This is a genomic window from Arthrobacter sp. MDT1-49-2 (assembly GCF_059090185.1).
The window spans coordinates 302,109-321,230 of record NZ_JBNHFK010000002.1; the positions used below are offsets into that span (position 1 = coordinate 302,109).

A 19,122-nucleotide genomic window follows, 5' to 3' on the forward strand; every position below is an offset into this window, starting at 1 on the left:
ATGGTGCGGATGCGCCGGCCGTGCTGCCGGGGGCCGGGCTGGACTGTGTCTGCGGGAAACCTGTCCGGTCAGGCAGGCGTGCCGGGGGCGGGCAGGTCCGGGGCCACCGGAGCTGCTGCTGCCGGGGCCGGCTGCGCCGAGGCTTCAAGGGCCGGCTGCGCCGAGGCTTCAAGGGCCGGCTGCGCCGAGGCTTCCGGAGCCCCGCCTGCGCCGGCGTGCTCGGCGGCCAGCAGGGCCAGCCCGAGCGCGGGGAGCAGCCCGTTGCCGGCCAGGTAGCCGCCGGCCCCGTGGCCGGAGATGCCGTTGGCCGCGCCGCCGGAGGCATAGAGTCCCGGAATGGGGTCACCGTCGGTACGCAGCACCCGGGCATTGGCGTCCACGCGCAGCCCGCCCTGGGTGTGGAACAGGGCTGGCTGGACGGCAATGGCACCGAGCCGGCCGGCCAGCGGGGCTTCCCAGGCGGTGCGGCCGAAACTGTCCTCGGCGTCCCCGGCGGCAATCCGCCGGGTCTGCGCCAGCGTTTCCCGCAACCCGTCGGCGTCGATTCCGGTGGCGGCGGCCAGCCCGTCCACGTCCGCCGCCCATTTCAGGCCGCCGGATTCCACCGTGTTGCGGAAGTCCTGGAAACTGCCGCAGGCGTCGTGGATCCGCTCGTCCAGCACAATCCAGGCCTGCCCGTCAGCGTGTTGCAGGGATTCCACCGCGTATTCGGAGTAGCCCACGGTCTCGTTGCCGAACCGCTCTCCTGCCCGGTTGACCAGGAACCCTCCGTGCATCACCGTGGCCCAGCCGGCCAGGGTGGCCGAGGGCATGGCCAGCGCGGCGTGGCCCTGGTAGGCGTCCAGATAGGCGCTGTCCGCCCCCAGGCCGGCACCGATCCGCAGGGCATCTCCCCGGGATTCCTCGCTGCCGTAGTACTGGGCGCCGGCAATCTCGGGCAGGTGCTGTGCGACGAGCTCGGGATTGTTGCCGAAACCGTTGGTGGCCAGCAGCACGGCGCGGGCCGGGATTTCCTCGGGACCGGCCGGGGTGTCAACCACCACGCCGGCCACCGCACCGTCCTCCATCAGCACGTCCACCAGCCGGGCAGGGGCGTAGACATCGATCAGCGGTTCGGCCTCGACCCGTGCCAGGATCAGGTCCAGCAGCGCGGTGCCGATCCGGCCGGGAACAGTGTGGCAGCGGTGGAAGCTGTGCCCGGGGTATTGGAAGTCGGTGACCAGGGTGAGCGGCAGGGAAAGGTCATCGGCCATCCACTCCACCAGCCGGGCGCTGACACCGGCGAGCGCCTCGGCGAGCACCGGATCGGCGGTGTTCTTGGTTTTGGCCATGATGTCGGCGACGAAGGCTTCCGGGGAGTCCTGTACGCCGGCATCGGCTTGGAAGCGGGAACCGGCCCCGGGAATCATGGCGGTGGACATGGCGGTGTTATTGCCGCGGCGGAAGTGCTCATTGGCTTCCACCACCAGGACGGACTGTCCCAGCTGGGCGGCGCGCAGAGCAGCGATCAGCCCTCCGCCTGCACCGGCAACCACCAGATCGGGTCCGGCGAACTCGTCTTCGCTCATTGGGCATCTCCTTCCGGGGAGGTCATCAGGGTTTCCAGCGTGTTCAGCATGGCCTTGGCGTCGGCCGTGTCCGGCAGGCCGCGGACTGCCGTGTCCAGCCGGGCGGCGGGGCCTGTGCCGATCAGGGCGGCCAGTTTGGTGCCGACGCCGGTGCGGTCCAGCGGGAAATGGTCGACGTCGCCGCGCGGGTTGGGTGACTCCGCGGCGGTTACGCGGCCGTCGGTGAACCGGATCTCCATCCGGGTGCGCCGCTGGGCCGGCAGCAGCCGGTCATAGCCCGGATCCGCGGCCACGCTGACCCGGGCTGCCAGACGCCCAGCGGCGTCGAACCCCGGGGCGTCCGGGGCCATGCTGGCCGGGGAGATTTCCCCCGCCGTCAGCGCGTTGGCCACTACAAAGGGGAAGTCGAACATCGCCGCGAGCCGGTTGCGGGGCGCCCCCGTGCCGCCGCCGGGGAACAACGGGGCGGCCAGGGAGTGGGTATGGACCTGCACGGCGGCAATCTCCTCCGGCTCAACGTGTTCGGGCCGCAGCTCCAGGGCCAGGTCCACCGCTCCGTGGGTGTAGGAACAGGAGGAATGCAGTTTCGCGTAGCCCTGCGTGAGCAGCCAGTCCCGGCCGAGGCCTTCGACCAGCCGGTCCGGGTCCAGGGTGCCCGCCAGCGTGCCCAGGCCCATGGCGGCCGCGCCGTCGTTGCCCGCCAGCCCGGCGGCGGCCAGACGGGCGGCGTTCAGCCCGGCCAGGTTGGCGCCGGCGGCCCAGAGGTTTCGGGTGTACTGCCCGCCCAGCACCATGTCCCAGGCGGCTGCGTGCACCAGCCCGGCAGCGGCATCGATGGCCGCCGCAATTTTCCCGGCGGGTAGCCGGCGGATCAGGGCGGCAGCGCAGGCGGCGCCCGTGGCGCCCCAGTGGCCGTGCGTGTGCCAGCCCGGATGGCGCGTCAGGGCGCGGCCGAACCGGGCGGCTACTTCATAGCCGGCGGCCACTGCGGTGAGGAACTCGGTGCCGGTGACGGGCCGGGTTTCTCCTTGGACGGCGGCCATCGCAGCGAAGACCACGTGCACGGCGGGGTGGCCCTGGGCGTGTTTGTTGCCCTCGTCCAGTTCCAGTTGGCACGCGGCCACGGCATTCAGGAACGCCGCGGTTTCCGGTGTGGAGCTGAACCCGGCGCCGAGCACCGGACTATCCCCGGGTCCGGCCTGCCATGCGGTGCACAGCGCCTGCTGCTCCGGGGTTCGTCCGCCGGCTGCGGTCACGCCCCACAGATCGGTGAGCATCAGGGCCAGGCGTTCCCGGACCGGTTCCGGCAGGGCGGCATAGTCCAGGTCCGCGGCGAAGCGGGCCAGTTCATCAATGGCCCCCACGACGGCGGCGGAGGTTCCGGGCTGGTCCGGCCGGGCGGTCAGGCTCATGCCGGCACCTGTCCCGGGCGGTCCGTGCCCGGCCCGGTTTCCGCACTCTTTCGGGCAGTCTCTCCACTACTCGTTCCGGCACCGCTTCCCATACCGGCGAGGAGGCCAGCCAGCTGCAGGGCCAGCGCGGTGGGATCAACCAGTACCGGACCGCCCGCCTCCCGCCGAGCCAGGTTCACTGCGGAGCAGGCGTTGAGCACGTAATCGCTGGAGAGGCGGGTCAGTGCGGTGTCCACGGCGCGGCTCCAACCGGCGTCGTCGGCAATGTCCGCCAGCGTCAGTCCCAGCACGGACACGGGTTCGTGCAGGCCCAGCCCGTAGGAGGCGATCTTGCGGTCGAGTTCGCGGGCAATGGCCTCGTTCCGGGCCACCGCGCCGAGGGTGGCGCCGGTTCCGCCCAGGAATCCGGTGCCAAGCCGGGTCAGGCCCAGCATTGGGCGGAGCTGCTCGCGGGCGTCCGGTCCCACGCCGGGATCCAGCACGCAGTCGGGAAGGAAGGCATCCACACCTTCGGGGTCCGCCGCGGCGAACCATTCGGTGACCGCCGCCTCGGAGGCGGTGACGTCGTCGTCGGTCTCCAGAGCCCGCGGCACCGAGGAGCCGGTGCCCAGATTGTGCAGGCGGACGGTGAGCCCGGGCGGGGCCAGCCGGGTGTAGCGTGCCTGCCGGCGCCTCAGTTCCTCCGGGGGGACAGCGATGGGGGTCACTGCGAGGATCTGCATGGGGTTCCTTTCACTTGCCGGATGTGCAACGGGGGCGTGCGGACCGGTTACATGCCCAGGTAGGCCTTGCGCACCTCGGCACTGTCGGCCAGTTCGCTGCCGGTGCCCTCCAGGACAATGGCGCCGCTTTCCATCACGTAGGCCCGGTCCGAGATGGCCAGGGCCTGGGAGGCGTTCTGTTCCACGATCAGCACGGTGACGCCGGTGTCCCGGATCCGGGTGATGGCGTCCAGCACCTGGGCCACCAGGTTGGGCGCCAGGCCGATGGACGGTTCGTCCAAGGTCAGGCAGGCCGGCCGGGCCATCAGGGCCCGGCCAATGGCCAGCATCTGCTGCTGCCCGCCGGACATGGTGTCCGCCCGCTGGGTGCGGCGTTCCTTGAGGATGGGAAACAGTTCAAAGACCTGTTCCAGAGAGGCGGCGATGGTGTTCCGGGGCTGGGTGTAGGCACCCATGGTCAGGTTTTCGAGCACCTGCAGGTTGCCGAACAGCGCCCGGTCCTGGGACACATGCACCAGCCCGGAGCGGACCAGCTTGTCTGGGCGGGTGTTGTGCACGGGTTCGCCCTTGAATTTGATGCTGCCCTTGGAGGTGGAGATCAGCCCGGCCACGGCCCGCAGCGTGGTGGTTTTCCCGGCGCCGTTGGCGCCGATGACGGAGACGATTTCGCCTTCCTCCACCCCTAGTGTCAGATCGTGCAGGATTTCCAGCCGCCGGTAGCCGGCGGAAACGGCATCCAGTTCCAGGATCATGAGTAGTCCTCTCCGAGGTAGGCGTCGATGACCAGCTGGTTGGCGATGACTTCCTCGGGCAGGCCCAGGGCCAGTTCCTTGCCCTCATGCATCACCAGCAGGCGTTCGGACAGTGCCATCACGGCGGCCATGATGTGTTCAACAAACATCACGGTGACGCCCTCGGCGTGGATGCTGCGCAGCAGATCGATGATCGGTGCGCGTTCGGTGGGCACCAGTCCGGCGAGCACCTCGTCAAGCAGGATCATGCGCGGTTCCAGGGCCAGCGCCCGTGCCAGCTCCAGCCGTTTCAGGCCGGCCGTGGGCAGGGTGCCGGACATCGCGTACATATAGGAGTCCAGGCCCACCCGCTCCACCACCGCGGCCGCGTGCTCGCGTGCCTTGTGCGGGGAACGGAACTTGTTGTGCGAGGCGATGGTGACGTTTTCCAGCACGGTCATGCTTTCGAACGGACGCATCAGCTGGAACGTCCGGACCAGGCCCTGCGCCGCGGTTTTGTCCGCGGACCAGCCGGTGATGTCCACGCCGTCGAACATCATCTGTCCGGAGGTCGGGGCCAGCTGGCCGGCGAGGACCGAGAACAGGGTGGTCTTCCCCGCGCCGTTGGGGCCGATGATCCCGAAGAATTCGTGTTCGGGGATCTCCAGCGTGGTCTCCCCCAGTGCTTTGAGGCCGCCGAAGGATTTGGAGACGCCGTCCAGGGTCAGCAGGCTCATTTGCGCATCCTTTCGCGGATGGTTCCGTAGATGCCCTTGGGCAGGAAGATGACAATTACGATCAGCAGGGCCGCGTACACGGCGACGTCCAAGCCGCTGGTGCCCTGCAGGAACTCCAGGAACTCCGGCGGGTTGCGCAGCAGGTGGGCGATCACTTCGGAGAGCGGGCCGACGACGGCGGCACCGATCAGCGGCCCCCAAATGGTTCCGACGCCGCCAATCACCGCGGGGATGATGGCGTCGGTGGAAACGTGGATGCCGAAGGCCTGGTCCGGGCCGACGAAGAGGTAGTACTGGCTGTAGTAGGCACCGGCCACGGCGGTGATGGCGCAGCTCATGGCCACCGTGATCAGCCGGTATTTCATCACCTTGATGCCCAGCGATTCCGCCGCCGTCGCGTCGTCGCGGATGGCCTGGGCAAACTGCCCGGCCCGGGAGTGGGCAAAGTAAATGGTCACGGCCATGGCCAGGCCCAGGATGGCCAGCGGAATCCAGAAGTAGAACTTGGAGTCCTGGTCAAACTGCAGCATCGCCCAGGATTCCTCCGGCAGCAGCGGAACATTGATGCCGTCGGTCTTATTCAGGAAGCCCAGGTTCTGGCTGAGCAGATAAAACATCTGCGCAAAGGCGAACGTGGCCAGGGCAAAGTAGGAGCCGGCCAGTTTATAGCGCAGGCAGAAGTAGGCGATGGTGAGGCCGACGCCGGCGGCGAGGACCGCGCCGATGATCATGGACAGCCATGGGGAGACGCCGAACGAGGTGAGCAGGTACGCGTCCGTGTACGCCCCGACGCCGAAGAACACGGCGTGGCCGAAGCTGAACATGCCGCCGAAGCCGCTCATCAGGTTCCAGCCCACCGCCATGATGGCGAAGATCAGGGTCCGCACCGCTACCGGCTGCGCGGAGTCGGGCAGGATGTAGGGCACAAAGAACAGTGCTGCGAGGACAATCAGCAGGAAGGTGTACTGGCGTTTGGCTCCGTTGGCCGGGCGCAGTTTGGGTGCCTGCGGGGCGGCCGGGGCGTCGGTGGCCGTCATTGTTTTGCTCCGAACAGTCCCTGGGGACGCAGAAAGAGAATAAGGACGAAGATCCCGAAGACCAGGATCAGGGAGCCGCTGCCGGGCAGGTACAGGGACCCGACGGTCTGCAGCACGCCGATGAACAGGCCGCCCACCAGGGCGCCGGGGATGCTCCCCAGCCCGCCGAGGACCACAATCACGAAGGCGAGGGTGGTGAACTGTTCTCCGGCCGAGGGCACCAGCGTGGTGAACGGGGTGATCAGACCGCCGGCCACGGCCACGGAGGCTGCGCCGAGTCCGAAGGTCAGGGCATAAACCCTGCGGACGTTCACGCCCACCAGCGAGGCACCGGTGCCGTTGGCAGCCACCGCACGGATGGCCAGGCCCATGGAGGTCCTGCGGAGCACCAAGGTCAGGGCTGCAGCTACCAGCACCGCTCCGGCGAAGGCGATGATCCGCTGGATGTCCGCCAGCGCCCCGAGGATCTCGATACTGCCGCTGATCGGGGCGTCCACGCTCTTGGGCCGGCCGCCGAAGATCATCAGCAGCACGTTCACGATCAGCAGGGACAGGCCCAGGGTGACCAGCAGCGGCCGGTCATGGCTGGCATCCTCGGTGAGCCGGTTCAGCAGCAAGGACTGCACCAGCCAGCCGAAGCCGAACAGCAGCGGAATGGTCAGCACCACCGCCACGTACAGGTTCAGTCCGAGGCTGCCCTGCAGGACGTAGACCAGGTACATCGACAGGGTCAGCATGGCGCCCTGGGCAAAGTTGACGATGCCCAGGACACCGAAGATCAGGGTCAGGCCCAGCGAGACCAGCGCATATACCCCGCCCAGCAGCAGGCCCGAGACCAGATACTGGGTGACCAGGGAGGGATCCCGGTCCCCCACCAGGTACACCAGGGCCAGGCCAACCGCCGCGATGCCACCGATGGTCAGGGTGATACGGGTCCCCCCGGCGGTCAGCGGATTGCGTTTGTCGGCGGCCGGAGCCGCCGGAGTTTCTGTAATAGCCATGGATTCCCTGCTTTAGTTACCCGAGCCGGTCGGGAAGACCAGCTCCGCGGTGGCGAATTCCTGCGGGAAGACCTGCTCCACCTTGCCGTCCAGGACCTGCATCACAATGACCGTCGCGTTCTCGTTCTGGCCGTTCTCACCGAATTCAATGGGACCGTCGAAGGCCAGCAGCGGGTCCTCCAGGCTGAGTCCGGCAATCGCGTCGCGCAGTTCCTCCGGGTCATCGGACCCGCTCTGCTCCAGGCCTTCGGCAATGACTTCCACGGCCTGATAGGAGAGCATGGACGCGGTTTCCATGGGCTTGCCGTACTTCTCCTCGAAGCGCTCGCGGATGTCCGCGGCCCGGTCGCTGGTGGCGCTGTAGTGGTAGTTCGCGCTGAGCACTTCGGTGCCGGCGTCGCCCGCCGCGGCCGGGAAGGACGTGTCATCGAAGGCACCGCTGGCGATGCCGAAGACGGCCTTGGTGTCGTTAGCCATCGAGCCCAGGGCCTTGGCCACCAGCAGGTTGTCCGGGTAGTAGCCGGTGACGGCAATGACGTCCGGATTACCGGCCAGGGCTTCGCTGACCTGGGTGGTGGCATCGGAGAAGTTGCTGCCGGAGTAGGTGACTTCCTTGGTGATGGTGATTCCCTGCTTCTCCGCTTCCTCCTTGAACGCGGCGAAGACGGAGTCGCCGAAGGCGCCCTCAATGTGGATGTAGGCTGCCGAGTCGATGGGCTCACCGGTCTCCTCGCCCATGGCCACCAATGCCTGCGCCCCGGCCTGGCCCATGCTGCTGGCATCGGGCTGGATGCGGAACGTGTTTTTGTAGCCCTGCTCCAGGATCTTGTCATCCACGGCAACGTCAATGACGAGGGGGACCTTGGAGCGTTCCGCCACGGAGGCAACGTTCTGCGTCACATCGGACTGGTAAGTCCCCACCAAGGCGACGGCGCCTTCACTGATCAGCCGCTGCGCCTCGCTCTGGCCTACCTGTGCCTCACCCTGGCTGTCACCGTCCATCAGTTCCAGCTGGGCGCCGCCGAGGGACTCGATGCCGCCGGCGGCGTTGATGTCCTCCACCGCCATCTTGGCGCCGTCGTTCATCAGCCCGCCGACGCCGGCGAGGCTTCCGCTCAGCGGGTGGACGGAGCCGATGGTCACGGTCTCCACGGAGTCCGAGCCGGAATCAGCCGATTCGGACGAACATGCTGAGAGGCCAACAAGGCTGGCGGCCAGCACCGCTGCGGATAGGGCATTTCTTTTCATGACGGTATTTCCCTTCATATGCCTGACGTCGATCCGCTGAGCGGAACAGAAACAGTGAACTACGTTCCGTTCAGCGGACTGCGAATGGGGGGAGCAGCAAGGCTTTCGACTCATTGTGCACGAGTGTGACTTGGATTACTAGCCGTTAATCCAGAGTTTACGTGCCGGAATCATTCCGCTGACCGGAACGCTAGGATAGAGTTACGTTCCGGAAAGGACTCAACATGGCGCCGACGACAGATCTACAACCCACAGCCGGGGGAACCGAAGCAGCGGACAGGGTGGCCGACGTCCTGCTGCTGTTCAGCCGGGCTGACGGCGCACTCGGGGTTTCCGAAATAGCCCGCAGCCTGAAACTGAGCAAGGCAGTGGTGCACCGGATCCTGCAGTCCCTGGGTTCCCGCGGGCTGCTTTCCACCGTGGATGCCTCGGGCAGCTATGTCCTGGGCCCGGCGGCCATCGGCATGGGCAACAAGGCCTGGGGCCAGCTGGACTTCCGCAGCATCGCGGCTCCGGTATTGCGCCAACTGCGCGACGACACCCGGGAAACCACTACCCTCTCGGTGCTCATGAACCATTCCCGGCTCTATGTGGATCAGTTCGAGAGTCCGCAGGAAATCAAGATGGTGGTGGACATCGGTGCCCGGCATCCGCTGCATTCCGGCGCCTCCAGCCGGGCGATGATCGCCTTCCTGCCCGAGTCCTATGTGGAGGAAGCTGTTTCTGCGCTGGCCCAGTCCAAACCGGATTTTAACGAGACGGAGTACCGGCAGCTGTTGGAAACGGTCCGCCGGGACGGCTACGCAACCTCCTATAACGAACGCAACATCGGTGCGGCGTCCATTGCGGCACCGTTTTTCGACAAGACCGGCAATGTGCTCGGTGCCATCAGCTCCTGCGGCCCGATTTTCAGATTCACCTCCGCGGACACCGCCGGGCATGCCGCCAAAGTAACCGCAGCCGCACGTGAAATCACGCGGCTGCTGGCCAGATAGGAATCCCATGTCCCCCGATCCGGCGGTTCTGCCGCGCTCCTTCCTTTACGTTCCGGGCAACAAGCCGGAGCTGTTTGCCAAGGCGGCCGCCGGTGCCGCGGACGCGCTGATCCTCGATCTGGAGGACGCCGTCCCCCTGGACCGGAAGGCCGAGGCCCGCGCCGCCGTCGGCCGCTGGCTTTCCGCAGGCGCCGGAACCGCTGCGAACGCGGGCGGAACACCGCCCCGCCGGGAACCGCGTCAGCAGCAGTGGGTGCGCCTGAATCCGGACAGTTTCGACACCGATCTGCACGCCGTGACGGGCCCCGCCCTGGACGGGGTGTTTCTGGCCAAGTGCAGCAAGGCGGTCCTGGAAGGGGCGGCCGGAGTGCTTGCCGAATTGGAAATCGAGCGGGGACTGCCGGCGGGCAGCATCGGCATCATCGGGCTGATCGAGGATGCCGATGCCTTGGCCGGCCTGGACGATATTGTCCGGTCCCGCCGGCTCGTCACGTTGGCATTGGGCGAGGTGGATCTGCTCGCTGATCTGCGGATGGCCCGCACCGCGGGCACCGAGGCGGCCCTTGATTCACTCCGTACCCGCCTGGTGGTGGCCTGCGCGGCGGCCGGACTGAGCGCACCGGTGGCACCGACCTCCACGGCCATCCGGGACACGGAGCTTTTTGAGCGTACCGGCCGTCACCTGCATGATCTGGGTTTCCGCTCCCGCACCGCCATCCATCCCTCCCAGGTGGAGCTGATCCACAGGACCTTCACTCCGGATGCGGCCGCGCTTGCCGCTGCGCGTGAACTGGTGGACCGCTTCGACGGGCAGGGCGGAGGCGTGCTCGTGGACGGCGAGGGCCGGATGATCGACGCCGCCGTCATCCGCTCGGCCCGGGAAACCCTCGGGCGCGTTCCCGCCGGGTCCCGGGAATGACCGCTACGGTGTCCCGGTAAACAGCCGCGTAACACTTCAACCCCTGTGAAAGGATTTCTTCCGGCCGGTAACCGCTGCTGGCCAGGTGGGACGGGGGCCGGGGAACGTGCTGGGAATAGGTTTTTGGACCGTGCTGCAGGCGGCAGCACTGGTAACCGCCGGTTTCGGGATTTGGATCCTGGCCAGGGCCTGCTGGGACTACGCCGGGCTGCCCGAGTTCAAGGACCGCTACCTGCAGCTGGTGGAAGACCGGCTGCGGGACCCGGATGTGGAATTCGCTGCCAACCGGCAGGACGCAGGCTACCTCCGCCGCCTGCGCCGTTCCCTGCAGGCTCTCCCCTCGGATGCCGAACGTGCCGCCTCCCAGGAAGCACTGCTGCAGCTGCTGGACCGGCCCTCGCTGGCACCGGGTCTGCCGCCGTCCACCCGGGACGAGCTCACCGGGCTGGCCGGTGCCGTTGCCGCCGCGTGCACACCCGCGGAGCTCGCCGCAACTGAGAAGCTGCACCGGGCCGCCGGACTGCGCCTGCTGCGCGGAGATGTTCCGCGCCGCTTCCGGGACGCCTTCCTGCCCGGCATGGCACGCTACCTGGATTTCGTGGGCCGCGGCAGCTCGCTGGGTCTGGCGGTGGGTGTGCTGTTGGCGGGCGGGCTGAGCGCCAACGCGGACCTGGTGGGCGCCCTGACCACTCTGTGCGGTGTGGGCGGAGCCGTCATTTTCACGCTGACCGTGATCCGCTGCGAATCCCGGTCCTGGCCTGCCGGCCAGCCCGGGGTGTGGCTGCGCCTGGCCCGCGGCTATCCGCAGGCCTACTTCCTGCTCCGGCTCGCCCTGACGACGGCGGCCGCCCTCCTCGCGGTGTACCTGCTGCGGACCTAGCTCCCGGCGCCCGGGTTAAACAAATAGCGGCACCCCGGTGTCCCGGGGTGCCGCTGCTGTTCTCAAACCGAACCTACGGCGTCTTCTCCGAGAACGAGGCGTCAATGTAGGAATCCTGGTCAATGGCTTCCTTGTACTCAATGGCACCGGATTCCATCCAGACCGCTTCCATGCCCTTGAGCTGTTCCGGGAGCGGTTCGATATTCGGCAGCCAGGTGTAGAGCGGAACCGACTTGAGTTCCTCCACGCTCTGGCCGGTGGCCTCGCCGATGATCTTCAGGTTCTCCTCCGAGTAGCGTTCCTCGCCCTGCAGGTCCTGTGCGGCACGGGCCACGGCGTCGAAGAACTTCTGCGCGTTCTCGCTGCCGGCGAACTGGCCGCCGTAGAGCATGCCGGTGCCGGAGGTGCCTTCCGGCGGGACGGCCATGGACACACCGGTGCCGTCCTCGATGGCCATGGTGGAGAACGGTGCGGAGATCAGGCCGGCGTCCAGGCTGCCGTTGGCCAGCGCCGTCGGCATGTCCGGGTTGCCCAGGTTCACAATCTCCACGTCGTTGATGCTCAGGCCTGCTTCTTCGAGCGCCAGGCTCAGCAGGAAGGCGCCGGTACCGCCGGCTCCGCCTGCGGCGCCGATCTTTTTGCCCTTCAGCCCGGCGATGTCGGTGATCTCACCGGAATCGACCTTGGCCTTGGAAACCACCAGGTCCGTGGGGCTCTTCTCGGTGTCGCCGTCGCTGACACCCATGGACGCGACCACCTTGATGTCCAAACCGGTTTCGATGGCGCTGAACATACCGGCGGAGAACCCGGCGGCGACGACGTCGAGCTTGCCGCTGGAGGCCAGCGGCACCGCGTCCTGGCCGGACTTCACGGTTTCCAGCTGTACGTCCAGGCCGGCTTCGTCGAAGTAACCCTTCGCGTCAGCCACGTAGATAGGGGCGAAGATGGGCAGCTGCACAATGCCGACCTTCACGGTGGCGTTTTCCTGCGAGTCGCCCTCGGAGGAGGCAGTGGTGTCTCCCCCGCAGGCGGAGAGGGCAAGTCCGGCCAGCACCGTTGCTGCCAGGACCTTCAGGTGTTTTTTCATTTTCGATCCTTCTTCTTGGATCCGGATTTGTATTTCCAGGGCAGGGCAGCCCGTTCGAGAAGGATGATGAGGGCGGTGACGCCGGCGCCCACCAGGGACACCACAATCAGGCCGACGTACATTTTGCTGGGCTGGAACAGCTGCCAGGAGTTCCAGATCAGGTAGCCGAGGCCGTTGTTGGATGCGACAAATTCGACGGCGGTAATCACGATCACCGACATGCCCGCGGCAACCCGCAGGCCGGTCATGATGGCCGGGGTGGCGCCGGGCAGCAGCACGTAGCGGAAGAGTTTCAACCCGCTGGCCTTGTACGCCCGGGCCGCTTCCAGCACGCGGCTGTCAATCTGGACAATGCCGGCCAGGGTGTTGATCTGCATCACGAAGAACACGGAGATGGCCACGGAGAGGACCTTGGGGGTTTCGGTCAGCCCGAAGATCAGCAGCAGCAGCGGGACAATGGCGATTTTCGGCAGTGCGTACAGGGCCGTGAAGGTGGGCCCGAGTGCTGCGCGCAGCGGCCGCCAGACACCCATCAGCAGCCCGGCCAGGATCCCGGCGACGGCGCCGAGCAGGAAGCCGGCCATCAGCCGGGCAATGGTGGCTGAGGTATGGGTCCACAGTTCCCCGCTGAGCAGCATGTTCCACGCCTGCTGGGCGATCAGGCTTGGCGGGGTGAACAGCCGGGCGTCCAGGGCACCGGTCCGGGCGGCAACTTCCCAGAGGGCCAGGAGCAGGACCGGCGTGAGGGTGGAGAGCAGGACGTCGCGGTAGCGCAGCCGGACGGTCTGGCGGTATTCGCGGCGGATGGCGGCGTCCAGCTCGGGCTGGTTGGCCTTCGCGGCAGTGCGGTCGGCAGTGGTGTTAGTCATTAGGAGAACCTCAAAGATGCTTGTACCTCGTCGCGGAGGGAATCCCAGATCCCCTGCTTCATGGAGCCGAACTCGCTGGTGCCTTCGATTTCCATGCTGCGGGGACGGCCGAAGGGCACGTCGATGATTTCCTTGATGCGGCCCGGGCGGGCGGACATCATCACAATCTGGTCCCCGAGCAGCAGCGCCTCCTCAATGGAGTGGGTTACCAGGACCACCGTCTTGCGCTCGAGTTCCCAGAGCCGGACCAGCTGTTCCTGCATCAGCATGCGGGTCTGTGCGTCCAGGGCGCCCAGCGGCTCGTCCATCAGCAGGGCCGGGGAGCCGGTGGCGAAGGCCCGGGCAATGGCGATGCGCTGCCGCATGCCGCCGGAGAGCTGGTGCGGGTAGCTGTCCTCGAAGCCGGACAGGCCCGCTTCGGCAATCCAGTGCCGGGCGTGTTCGAGCCGCTCACGTTTGCCCACACCGGCCATGTGCTCGCCGAAGGCCACGTTCTGCAGCACGGTGAACCAGGGGAACACACCGTGTTCCTGGAACACGAAGGCGGAGGCGGGCACCTTGTCTGCGGTGACGTTGCGGGTAACCGTGCCGGCAGTGGCGGTTTCGAGTTCGCCCAGGATCCGCAGCAGGGTGGACTTGCCGCAGCCGGAGGGTCCGACGATGCAGGTGAAGGAGCCCTCCTTCAGCTTGAGGTTGATGTCTTCGAGGGCATACACGTTCTGCGATCCGGAGAAGACTTTGTGGACCGCGTCGACCTCGAACGCGTAATTCACCGCGGGTGGGGCTGGTGTCATGTTCTGATTCCTGGTCATTTGGAGGGGTGCATATCGGTATGGCGCGGAGGCCGGGGTGAGCAGAAAACGCCGCCGATGAATTGTCTGTCCCAGTCGGTTTCCGCGGCGGCGCTGGGCGCGGCCGGGCCGATCAGGTCCTTGGCGTAGCTCTCGGCGTCGTCCTGTGGGACATAGCCGATTGCCCTGCCGGCATCCGGGGAGAGGTAGCTTCTGGTGTTCGCGGACACCCCCCAGACAATACGGAAGCCGTGCCCGGAGTCGGTGAGGGCCGCGCGGAACAACCGTGCGGCGTCGTCGGGCGAGAGCCAGGTGCTCAGCATTCGGACATCGCGGGGGCGGTCGAACCGGGAGGCGATGCGAAGGCAGATAACATCCATGCCGTATCGATCCGAATAGTAACTGCCAAGGGCCTCAACCGCCGCCTTTGAGACGCCGTATAAAGTGTTGGGCCGCACCGCGGTGTCATCCGGAACCTGCTCCCCGGGACGGGGCACGGCAGTGAATCCGGTGGCGTGGATGGAACTGGCCAGCACCGCCCGCGTCACCCCGGCCCGGTGCGCGGCGTCCAGGACGGAGTGGGTGCCGTCGATATTGGCGGAGAGGATGCGGTCCCAGTCGGCTTCCAGCGGGATCCCGGCCAAGTGGATGACGGCGTCGCAGCCCCGGAAGGCGGCGGTGAGTGCATCCGTGTCGGAGACCTCGGTGATGACCCATTCCTGGCCGAAGGACTCGACCGGAGGTGTCCGGTCCACGCACACCATGGTGTAGCCGGCGTCGGCCAGCTGCGGAATGATGTCCCGGGCCAGGCTGCCGGAGGCGCCGGTGACGGCTATCCGCCGTCCCTTCTCCTGCGCCGGGTTCACAGCAGTGCTCCCTGGTCCTCGAGCATGCCGCGCAGCTTGGCCACGTCCACGCTTCCGGAGGAGCTGTGCAGGGCGGCGGCCAGGCCGGCGGCATGGCCGGTGGCGAAGGAGGTGCCCATCACCCGCAGCGAGGCAAAGGCCCGGCTGTCGCAGCTGGTCAGCCGCCCGGCACCCCAGAGGTTGCGGATGGTTGCGCTGGTGACCGCGCCGTAGGGAATGTCGTACCACTTGCGGTCCCGGATGGAGCTGTAGGTGGTGGCGCCGGGGGTCGCGTGGTCCTCCATCGGCCAGCCGCAGCGGGCTATTCCGTCGGCCGGACGACGCCGCGCGGTCAGGACATCCTCGGCCGCCACGCTTTCCACGCCCTGCATCCGCCGGGCTTCCCGGATGCCGATTTGCGGTCCGGTGGAGGCCAGGTAGGCGCCGGACCAGCCGCGGGCGCCGGTCTTCAGCGCGGTGAGATAGTGCCGGGCCCGTTCCCGTCCCTCCAGTTCCGCGCGGGAGAGTTCGCGGACGTCCAGCACGTCCACGTGCTCGTCGGCCAGCAGCAGCATCAGTTCCCGGGAGCGGGGCATCCGCACACAGGTGCCGTTGCTGCGGGTCAGGGTTTCCCCGGTGGCCTTGCCGTACGCGGCGAAGGCAGCGTCCATGCCCTCGCCGGAGACGTCAGCATCCTCCTCCACGCCGCCGATCCGCATCACCAGGGTGCTGGCCTGCCGGCGTTCCGTGGGTGCCAGCTGGAACCCGGCCCCGGCGGCCTGCAGCAGGGCACCGTCTCCGCTGCAGTCCACAAAGGACGCCGCTGTGATGCGCAGGGTTCCGCCGCGGTGCACAATCCGGACGGCCGTAATGCCGGTGGAATCGGTTTCCGCTGCCACCAGCGTGCTGTGGAACAGCACCTCGACGCCGGCGGACCGGACCAGGTTGTCCAGGACCGACTTGGTGGTCTCCAGGTCCAGGACCACGATGGTGTTGCCGGTCGCGGGCGAGGTCTCCACGTTCAGCAGTTCCTGGCGTTCAAGTTCATCCAGGAAGTCCTGGCCGATGCCGCGGACCACCTGTTCCTTGGTCTGGTCGAAGAAGCCGCAGTAGGCCAGGACCGAGCTGTTGGTGGCGGCTCCGCCGAGGAAACCGTACTGCTCGATCAGGCAAACGCTGGCTCCGGTCCGGGCGGCGCTGACCGCGGCGGCCACGCCTGCCGCGCCGCCGCCCACCACAACGACGTCGAAGGTGGCGCTGGGAGATGGGGAGGTCATAGAGGGTGGTTCCTTAGCTGGTTCTTACGGGTGACCTAAGTCACATAGTTCACTTGCGAACCATCGTCCACTCCGACCACCTATAAATCAAATGCCTAAAGCTACGTGACGCCATGCCTTTTGGGCATAGGGTGTCGGCATGGAGATCAGGCACCTGAAGTACTTTGTGCGCACGGCGACCACGGGCAGCATCAGTGGCGCCGCGGCGGAACTGCACATGACGCAGCCTGCCCTGAGCCGCCAGCTCGCGGAACTGGAGAAGGAACTGGGCGGGGCACTGCTGCAGCGCAATCCCCGCGGGGTGACCCTGACGCCGCTGGGCCAGGTGATCAAGACCCATGCCGACACCATCCTGGCCCAGGTGGACCGCACCCCCGAGCTGGTGCGCCTGGCCGCCAGCGGCAGCTCGCTGATCCGGGTGGGCGCTCCTCCCGGCCTTCCGCACGACTGGTTCCGGGCCGCCGTCCGCCGGGTGGAGTCCGCCGGACTGGCGGTGCGGTTTTCCCTCTACGAAGCCAGCAGCGATGAACAGCACCGGCTGCTGCGCGCCGGCCAGATCGACATGGCCCTGCTGCACACGGAACCCGGCGAGGGCATTCAGCGCCGGCACCTGCTGACCCAGCCGCTGGGCGCTGCCGTCCGGCCTTCCTCAGCGCTGAATGACCGGGATGTCCTGAGCCTGTTCGATCTGGACGGACTCACGGTGATGGCCCACGCAGCGGGGGAAATCCGCATCCAGGAAGTGAAGCTGCGCAGCGCCGCGGAGGCGGAGGGGGTCCGCACCCACTGGGTCTTCCGGAAGTTCAGCCACCACAGCCTGCTGATTGCGGATCTGGCGGACGCCGACGCCGCCCTCACCACCGAATCCTCGGCCGGCATCAACTTTCCCGGCTGGAAATGGGTACCCCTCTCTGCCCGGGATGCCGGTGGAGAATCCCTTCAGGTCCAGACCTGGGCCGCCTGGAATGCCGCTGCTCCCCCGGAGCTGGCGCAGGTGGCCGGGCTGTTCAGCTCAGCGTCCGGTCCTTCTACGGTTCCGCCGCCGAACGCCGGTAACCGCTGGGCGTGAAGCCCAGGACGGTACGAAAATCCGTCGTCAGGTGGGCATGGTCGGCGTAGCCCAGCTCGGCGGCAATGTCTGCGACGGGCAGACCGGGTTGCAGGCGCAGGCGTTCGGCGGCTTCCTGCAGCCGGTAGCGCCGGATCATGGCCAGCGGCGGCAGGCCCACGTGGCGCCGGGCCAGCCGCTGCAGCGTCCGTACCGACACCCCCAGCCGGTCAGCTGCCTGCCCTACCCGCGTCAGCGACGCATCGGCGGCGATGAGGTCCTCCAACCGGTTGGCCACCAACCCGTCGGCCTCGGGAACCGGCACCCTGCGCTCCAGCCAGGTCCCCGCCGCACCCGCCGCGTCCTCGCGCCGGCCGTCACCGTCGCGCGTCCCGCTCTCCCCGGCCATGGCGGAAACGACGGCAGCATGGAGGTCAGGCATGTCCACGGGGATTTCGGAGTTCCGCAGGCTGCCCGGATCGCTGGTAAAGGCGGGCACCGAGCAGCATCCCCACCGCCCACCCGTGCCCCTCCAGATCACGGAAGGACCGCCGGGTGGCCGGTCCGGAGAGGGTAACCCCGGTTGGCTGCACCACCAGGTTCAGGGCGGGAAAGGGCAGCACCTCCTGCCGGCTGACCCGGCCGGGGGCGAGCTGCCATTCCGGGATCCAGAACCAGCGCACCCGGTCCGCGAGCGCCACCGGAGCCGGGAGCCGGTGGAAGGAGGGCAGCCGGGCGGGATACAGCGTTCCGCGCCACTGCTCCTCCACGTTGCCTCCCCCGCCCTGGCATCTGGACTGCCTTCCGGCCTGTCTTCCGGAGTGCCTTCCCGGCCTGCTTCCCGAACTGTCGCAAATCTTCAAGCCGGAGCCCTGCCTGCACCCCTACCGTCGAAACATGACTACTTCACCCAACACCAATCCTTCAACCACTGCGCAGGGCACCGCAGGCGTGACCGGCCGGCACACCACCGGCGGCGTCCCGCATGGCGTCACCACGCTGACCCCGTTCCTGGCCGTTCCGGACGCCCGCGAGGCCATCAACTTCTACCGGGATGTCTTCGGCGCCCGGCTGATCGATGCCACCGAGATGGGCGGCATCGTGGTCCACGCGGACCTGGACTTCGGCACCGGCCGGCTGCAACTGGGCGAACCCAACCCCGACTACGGCCTGGTCTCCGCCCCGGACGGCGATGCCGACTGCTATTCGATGGGCCTGTACTGCGAAAACGCGGATGAGACCGTGGCCAGGGCGGAAGCAGCCGGGGCCAGTATCCGTGAACCACTGACGACCTTCGTCAGCGGGGACCGGTTCGCCAGCATCCGTGACCCGTTCGGGGTCCGCTGGTCCGTGATGTCCCGGGTGGAGGACCTGTCCGAGGAGGAAAGCGCCGCCCGGGTTGCCGAATGGGCAGCCGGGCAGGGCATGACCTCCGGCTCGGGCGAGGACGCTTAGGAGTCCTCGCCCTCGATGCTGATCATCCAGCTGGTGCCGAACTTGTCCGTCAGCATGCCGAAGAGGTCGCCCCAGGGGGCCTTTTCCAGCGGCAGGTCCATCTGCCCGCCGTCGAGCAGGCGGTCCCAGTAGCGGCGCAGTTCTTCGCCGTTGTCGCCGCTCAGCGAGATGGAATAGCTGCTGCCTTCGTCGAGATTCATGCTCGACGGCGTGTCCGAGGCCATCAGGACGAATCCGTTGTCGGTGGTCAGTGAGGAATGCATGATCTTGTTCGCCTCGGCCGGATCATCGGCCATGTTCATTTCACCGAACGTGGAGCGTTCCAGCGTGCCGCCAAAGACACTCTGGTAGAAGTCCATGGCTTCCCGGGCGTTGTCCCGAAAGCTGAGGTAGGGGTTCATCTGGCTGGGCATAATTCTCTCCTTACGCATGGCGGATCGGATGCCACCGAGTATGCTCCGGCGTCAGTCCCGGCGGTAGCGGTCCGGCTAAAAATCTCA

The 19,122-nt window shown here is 67.4% G+C and carries 21 protein-coding genes; 5 read left to right on the forward strand and 16 right to left on the reverse strand.

Annotated features, from left to right (window positions below; all coding sequences use genetic code 11):
* Positions 1 to 68: 68 nt before the first annotated feature.
* The 8 genes from AC5RTS_RS03905 to AC5RTS_RS03940 are packed head-to-tail and all read right to left on the reverse strand — an operon-like array spanning position 69 to position 8,456.
* The gene (locus tag AC5RTS_RS03905) at positions 69 to 1,568 is read right to left on the reverse strand and encodes an FAD-dependent oxidoreductase (RefSeq protein ID WP_493990760.1); all 1,500 of its coding nucleotides are present in this window, start codon (positions 1,566 to 1,568) and stop codon (positions 69 to 71) included.
* The gene (locus AC5RTS_RS03910; RefSeq protein WP_493990761.1) at positions 1,565 to 2,980 is read right to left on the reverse strand and encodes an MmgE/PrpD family protein; all 1,416 of its coding nucleotides are present in this window, start codon (positions 2,978 to 2,980) and stop codon (positions 1,565 to 1,567) included. Before AC5RTS_RS03910 ends, AC5RTS_RS03905 begins: the two co-directional genes overlap by 4 nt.
* The gene (locus AC5RTS_RS03915) at positions 2,977 to 3,702 is read right to left on the reverse strand and encodes a hypothetical protein (RefSeq protein WP_493990762.1); all 726 of its coding nucleotides are present in this window, start codon (positions 3,700 to 3,702) and stop codon (positions 2,977 to 2,979) included. The genes AC5RTS_RS03910 and AC5RTS_RS03915 overlap by 4 nt, the downstream gene beginning before the upstream one ends.
* 47 nt (positions 3,703 to 3,749) lie before the next feature.
* On the reverse strand, positions 3,750 to 4,454 hold the full coding sequence (locus AC5RTS_RS03920) for an ABC transporter ATP-binding protein (protein WP_493990763.1): 705 nt from the start codon (positions 4,452 to 4,454) through the stop codon (positions 3,750 to 3,752).
* Entirely contained in the window at positions 4,451 to 5,170 is a 720-nt protein-coding gene (locus AC5RTS_RS03925) for an ABC transporter ATP-binding protein (protein ID WP_493990764.1), read from the reverse strand. The genes AC5RTS_RS03920 and AC5RTS_RS03925 overlap by 4 nt, the downstream gene beginning before the upstream one ends.
* The gene (locus tag AC5RTS_RS03930; protein ID WP_493990765.1) at positions 5,167 to 6,207 is read right to left on the reverse strand and encodes a branched-chain amino acid ABC transporter permease; all 1,041 of its coding nucleotides are present in this window, start codon (positions 6,205 to 6,207) and stop codon (positions 5,167 to 5,169) included. The genes AC5RTS_RS03925 and AC5RTS_RS03930 overlap by 4 nt, the downstream gene beginning before the upstream one ends.
* Positions 6,204 to 7,208, reverse strand: a complete 1,005-nt coding sequence (locus tag AC5RTS_RS03935) for a branched-chain amino acid ABC transporter permease (RefSeq protein ID WP_493990766.1) — start codon at positions 7,206 to 7,208, stop codon at positions 6,204 to 6,206. The genes AC5RTS_RS03930 and AC5RTS_RS03935 overlap by 4 nt, the downstream gene beginning before the upstream one ends.
* 12 nt (positions 7,209 to 7,220) lie before the next feature.
* Positions 7,221 to 8,456, reverse strand: a complete 1,236-nt coding sequence (locus tag AC5RTS_RS03940) for an ABC transporter substrate-binding protein (RefSeq protein WP_493990767.1) — start codon at positions 8,454 to 8,456, stop codon at positions 7,221 to 7,223.
* Positions 8,457 to 8,680: 224 nt separating this feature from the next.
* Here AC5RTS_RS03940 and AC5RTS_RS03945 point away from each other — a divergent pair, with 224 nt between their 5' ends.
* The 3 genes from AC5RTS_RS03945 to AC5RTS_RS03955 all read left to right on the forward strand — a co-directional run bounded on the left by AC5RTS_RS03945 (position 8,681) and on the right by AC5RTS_RS03955 (position 11,250).
* Positions 8,681 to 9,451, forward strand: a complete 771-nt coding sequence (locus tag AC5RTS_RS03945; RefSeq protein ID WP_493990768.1) for an IclR family transcriptional regulator — start codon at positions 8,681 to 8,683, stop codon at positions 9,449 to 9,451.
* Positions 9,452 to 9,458: 7 nt separating this feature from the next.
* Positions 9,459 to 10,370, forward strand: a complete 912-nt coding sequence (locus AC5RTS_RS03950; RefSeq protein ID WP_493990769.1) for an HpcH/HpaI aldolase/citrate lyase family protein — start codon at positions 9,459 to 9,461, stop codon at positions 10,368 to 10,370.
* Positions 10,371 to 10,500: 130 nt separating this feature from the next.
* Positions 10,501 to 11,250 (forward strand): hypothetical protein, encoded by a 750-nt coding sequence (locus AC5RTS_RS03955; protein ID WP_493990770.1) that lies wholly within the window; start codon positions 10,501 to 10,503, stop codon positions 11,248 to 11,250.
* 73 nt (positions 11,251 to 11,323) lie between these two features.
* Here the strand turns inward: AC5RTS_RS03955 and AC5RTS_RS03960 are convergent, their stop codons facing one another.
* Genes AC5RTS_RS03960 through AC5RTS_RS03980 form a run of 5 tightly spaced genes read right to left on the reverse strand, consistent with a single transcriptional unit; the run spans position 11,324 to position 16,119 of the window.
* Positions 11,324 to 12,337, reverse strand: coding sequence for an ABC transporter substrate-binding protein (locus tag AC5RTS_RS03960; RefSeq protein ID WP_493990771.1), 1,014 nt, complete (start codon positions 12,335 to 12,337; stop codon positions 11,324 to 11,326).
* A complete protein-coding gene (locus tag AC5RTS_RS03965) occupies positions 12,334 to 13,206 on the reverse strand; it encodes an ABC transporter permease (RefSeq protein ID WP_493990772.1) in 873 nt (290 codons plus the stop codon). Before AC5RTS_RS03965 ends, AC5RTS_RS03960 begins: the two co-directional genes overlap by 4 nt.
* The gene (locus AC5RTS_RS03970) at positions 13,206 to 14,000 is read right to left on the reverse strand and encodes an ABC transporter ATP-binding protein (protein WP_227905488.1); all 795 of its coding nucleotides are present in this window, start codon (positions 13,998 to 14,000) and stop codon (positions 13,206 to 13,208) included. Before AC5RTS_RS03970 ends, AC5RTS_RS03965 begins: the two co-directional genes overlap by 1 nt.
* A 14-nt stretch (positions 14,001 to 14,014) precedes the next feature.
* The gene (locus tag AC5RTS_RS03975) at positions 14,015 to 14,863 is read right to left on the reverse strand and encodes an NAD-dependent epimerase/dehydratase family protein (protein WP_493990773.1); all 849 of its coding nucleotides are present in this window, start codon (positions 14,861 to 14,863) and stop codon (positions 14,015 to 14,017) included.
* Positions 14,860 to 16,119, reverse strand: coding sequence for an FAD-dependent oxidoreductase (locus AC5RTS_RS03980; protein ID WP_493990774.1), 1,260 nt, complete (start codon positions 16,117 to 16,119; stop codon positions 14,860 to 14,862). The genes AC5RTS_RS03975 and AC5RTS_RS03980 overlap by 4 nt, the downstream gene beginning before the upstream one ends.
* 139 nt (positions 16,120 to 16,258) lie before the next feature.
* On the opposite strand from AC5RTS_RS03980, the gene AC5RTS_RS03985 reads away from it, so the two are divergent.
* On the forward strand, positions 16,259 to 17,188 hold the full coding sequence (locus AC5RTS_RS03985; RefSeq protein WP_493990775.1) for a LysR family transcriptional regulator: 930 nt from the start codon (positions 16,259 to 16,261) through the stop codon (positions 17,186 to 17,188).
* Here the strand turns inward: AC5RTS_RS03985 and AC5RTS_RS03990 are convergent.
* Together AC5RTS_RS03990 and AC5RTS_RS03995 are read right to left on the reverse strand one after the other, a co-directional pair.
* Positions 17,148 to 17,609, reverse strand: a complete 462-nt coding sequence (locus AC5RTS_RS03990; RefSeq protein ID WP_493990776.1) for a helix-turn-helix domain-containing protein — start codon at positions 17,607 to 17,609, stop codon at positions 17,148 to 17,150. The two genes, AC5RTS_RS03985 and AC5RTS_RS03990, sit on opposite strands and share 41 nt — an antisense overlap.
* A complete protein-coding gene (locus AC5RTS_RS03995) occupies positions 17,602 to 17,937 on the reverse strand; it encodes a DUF6597 domain-containing transcriptional factor (protein WP_493990777.1) in 336 nt (111 codons plus the stop codon). The genes AC5RTS_RS03990 and AC5RTS_RS03995 overlap by 8 nt, the downstream gene beginning before the upstream one ends.
* 127 nt (positions 17,938 to 18,064) lie before the next feature.
* Between AC5RTS_RS03995 and AC5RTS_RS04000 the strand changes: the two genes are divergently transcribed.
* Positions 18,065 to 18,622, forward strand: a complete 558-nt coding sequence (locus AC5RTS_RS04000; protein WP_493990778.1) for a VOC family protein — start codon at positions 18,065 to 18,067, stop codon at positions 18,620 to 18,622.
* Here AC5RTS_RS04000 and AC5RTS_RS04005 read toward each other — a convergent pair.
* Complete coding sequence (locus AC5RTS_RS04005; protein WP_493990779.1) at positions 18,619 to 19,035, reverse strand: VOC family protein; 417 nt, start codon at positions 19,033 to 19,035, stop codon at positions 18,619 to 18,621. The two genes, AC5RTS_RS04000 and AC5RTS_RS04005, sit on opposite strands and share 4 nt — an antisense overlap.
* Between the last annotated feature and the right edge of the window lie 87 nt (positions 19,036 to 19,122).

Bases quoted from the DNA above. Each gene is read 5' to 3' on its own strand.
- AC5RTS_RS03905 (WP_493990760.1), bottom strand. From the start codon at position 1,568: ATGAGCGAAGACGAGTTCGCCGGACCCGATCTGGTGGTTGCCGGTGCA.
- AC5RTS_RS03910 (WP_493990761.1), bottom strand. From the start codon at position 2,980: ATGAGCCTGACCGCCCGGCCGGACCAGCCCGGAACCTCCGCCGCCGTC.
- AC5RTS_RS03915 (WP_493990762.1), bottom strand. From the start codon at position 3,702: ATGCAGATCCTCGCAGTGACCCCCATCGCTGTCCCCCCGGAGGAACTG.
- AC5RTS_RS03920 (WP_493990763.1), bottom strand. From the start codon at position 4,454: ATGATCCTGGAACTGGATGCCGTTTCCGCCGGCTACCGGCGGCTGGAA.
- AC5RTS_RS03925 (WP_493990764.1), bottom strand. From the start codon at position 5,170: ATGAGCCTGCTGACCCTGGACGGCGTCTCCAAATCCTTCGGCGGCCTC.
- AC5RTS_RS03930 (WP_493990765.1), bottom strand. From the start codon at position 6,207: ATGACGGCCACCGACGCCCCGGCCGCCCCGCAGGCACCCAAACTGCGC.
- AC5RTS_RS03935 (WP_493990766.1), bottom strand. From the start codon at position 7,208: ATGGCTATTACAGAAACTCCGGCGGCTCCGGCCGCCGACAAACGCAAT.
- AC5RTS_RS03940 (WP_493990767.1), bottom strand. From the start codon at position 8,456: ATGAAAAGAAATGCCCTATCCGCAGCGGTGCTGGCCGCCAGCCTTGTT.
- AC5RTS_RS03945 (WP_493990768.1), top strand. From the start codon at position 8,681: ATGGCGCCGACGACAGATCTACAACCCACAGCCGGGGGAACCGAAGCA.
- AC5RTS_RS03950 (WP_493990769.1), top strand. From the start codon at position 9,459: ATGTCCCCCGATCCGGCGGTTCTGCCGCGCTCCTTCCTTTACGTTCCG.
- AC5RTS_RS03960 (WP_493990771.1), bottom strand. From the start codon at position 12,337: ATGAAAAAACACCTGAAGGTCCTGGCAGCAACGGTGCTGGCCGGACTT.
- AC5RTS_RS03965 (WP_493990772.1), bottom strand. From the start codon at position 13,206: ATGACTAACACCACTGCCGACCGCACTGCCGCGAAGGCCAACCAGCCC.
- AC5RTS_RS03970 (WP_227905488.1), bottom strand. From the start codon at position 14,000: ATGACACCAGCCCCACCCGCGGTGAATTACGCGTTCGAGGTCGACGCG.
- AC5RTS_RS03980 (WP_493990774.1), bottom strand. From the start codon at position 16,119: ATGACCTCCCCATCTCCCAGCGCCACCTTCGACGTCGTTGTGGTGGGC.
- AC5RTS_RS03985 (WP_493990775.1), top strand. From the start codon at position 16,259: ATGGAGATCAGGCACCTGAAGTACTTTGTGCGCACGGCGACCACGGGC.
- AC5RTS_RS03990 (WP_493990776.1), bottom strand. From the start codon at position 17,609: ATGCCTGACCTCCATGCTGCCGTCGTTTCCGCCATGGCCGGGGAGAGC.
- AC5RTS_RS04000 (WP_493990778.1), top strand. From the start codon at position 18,065: ATGACTACTTCACCCAACACCAATCCTTCAACCACTGCGCAGGGCACC.
- AC5RTS_RS04005 (WP_493990779.1), bottom strand. From the start codon at position 19,035: ATGCCCAGCCAGATGAACCCCTACCTCAGCTTTCGGGACAACGCCCGG.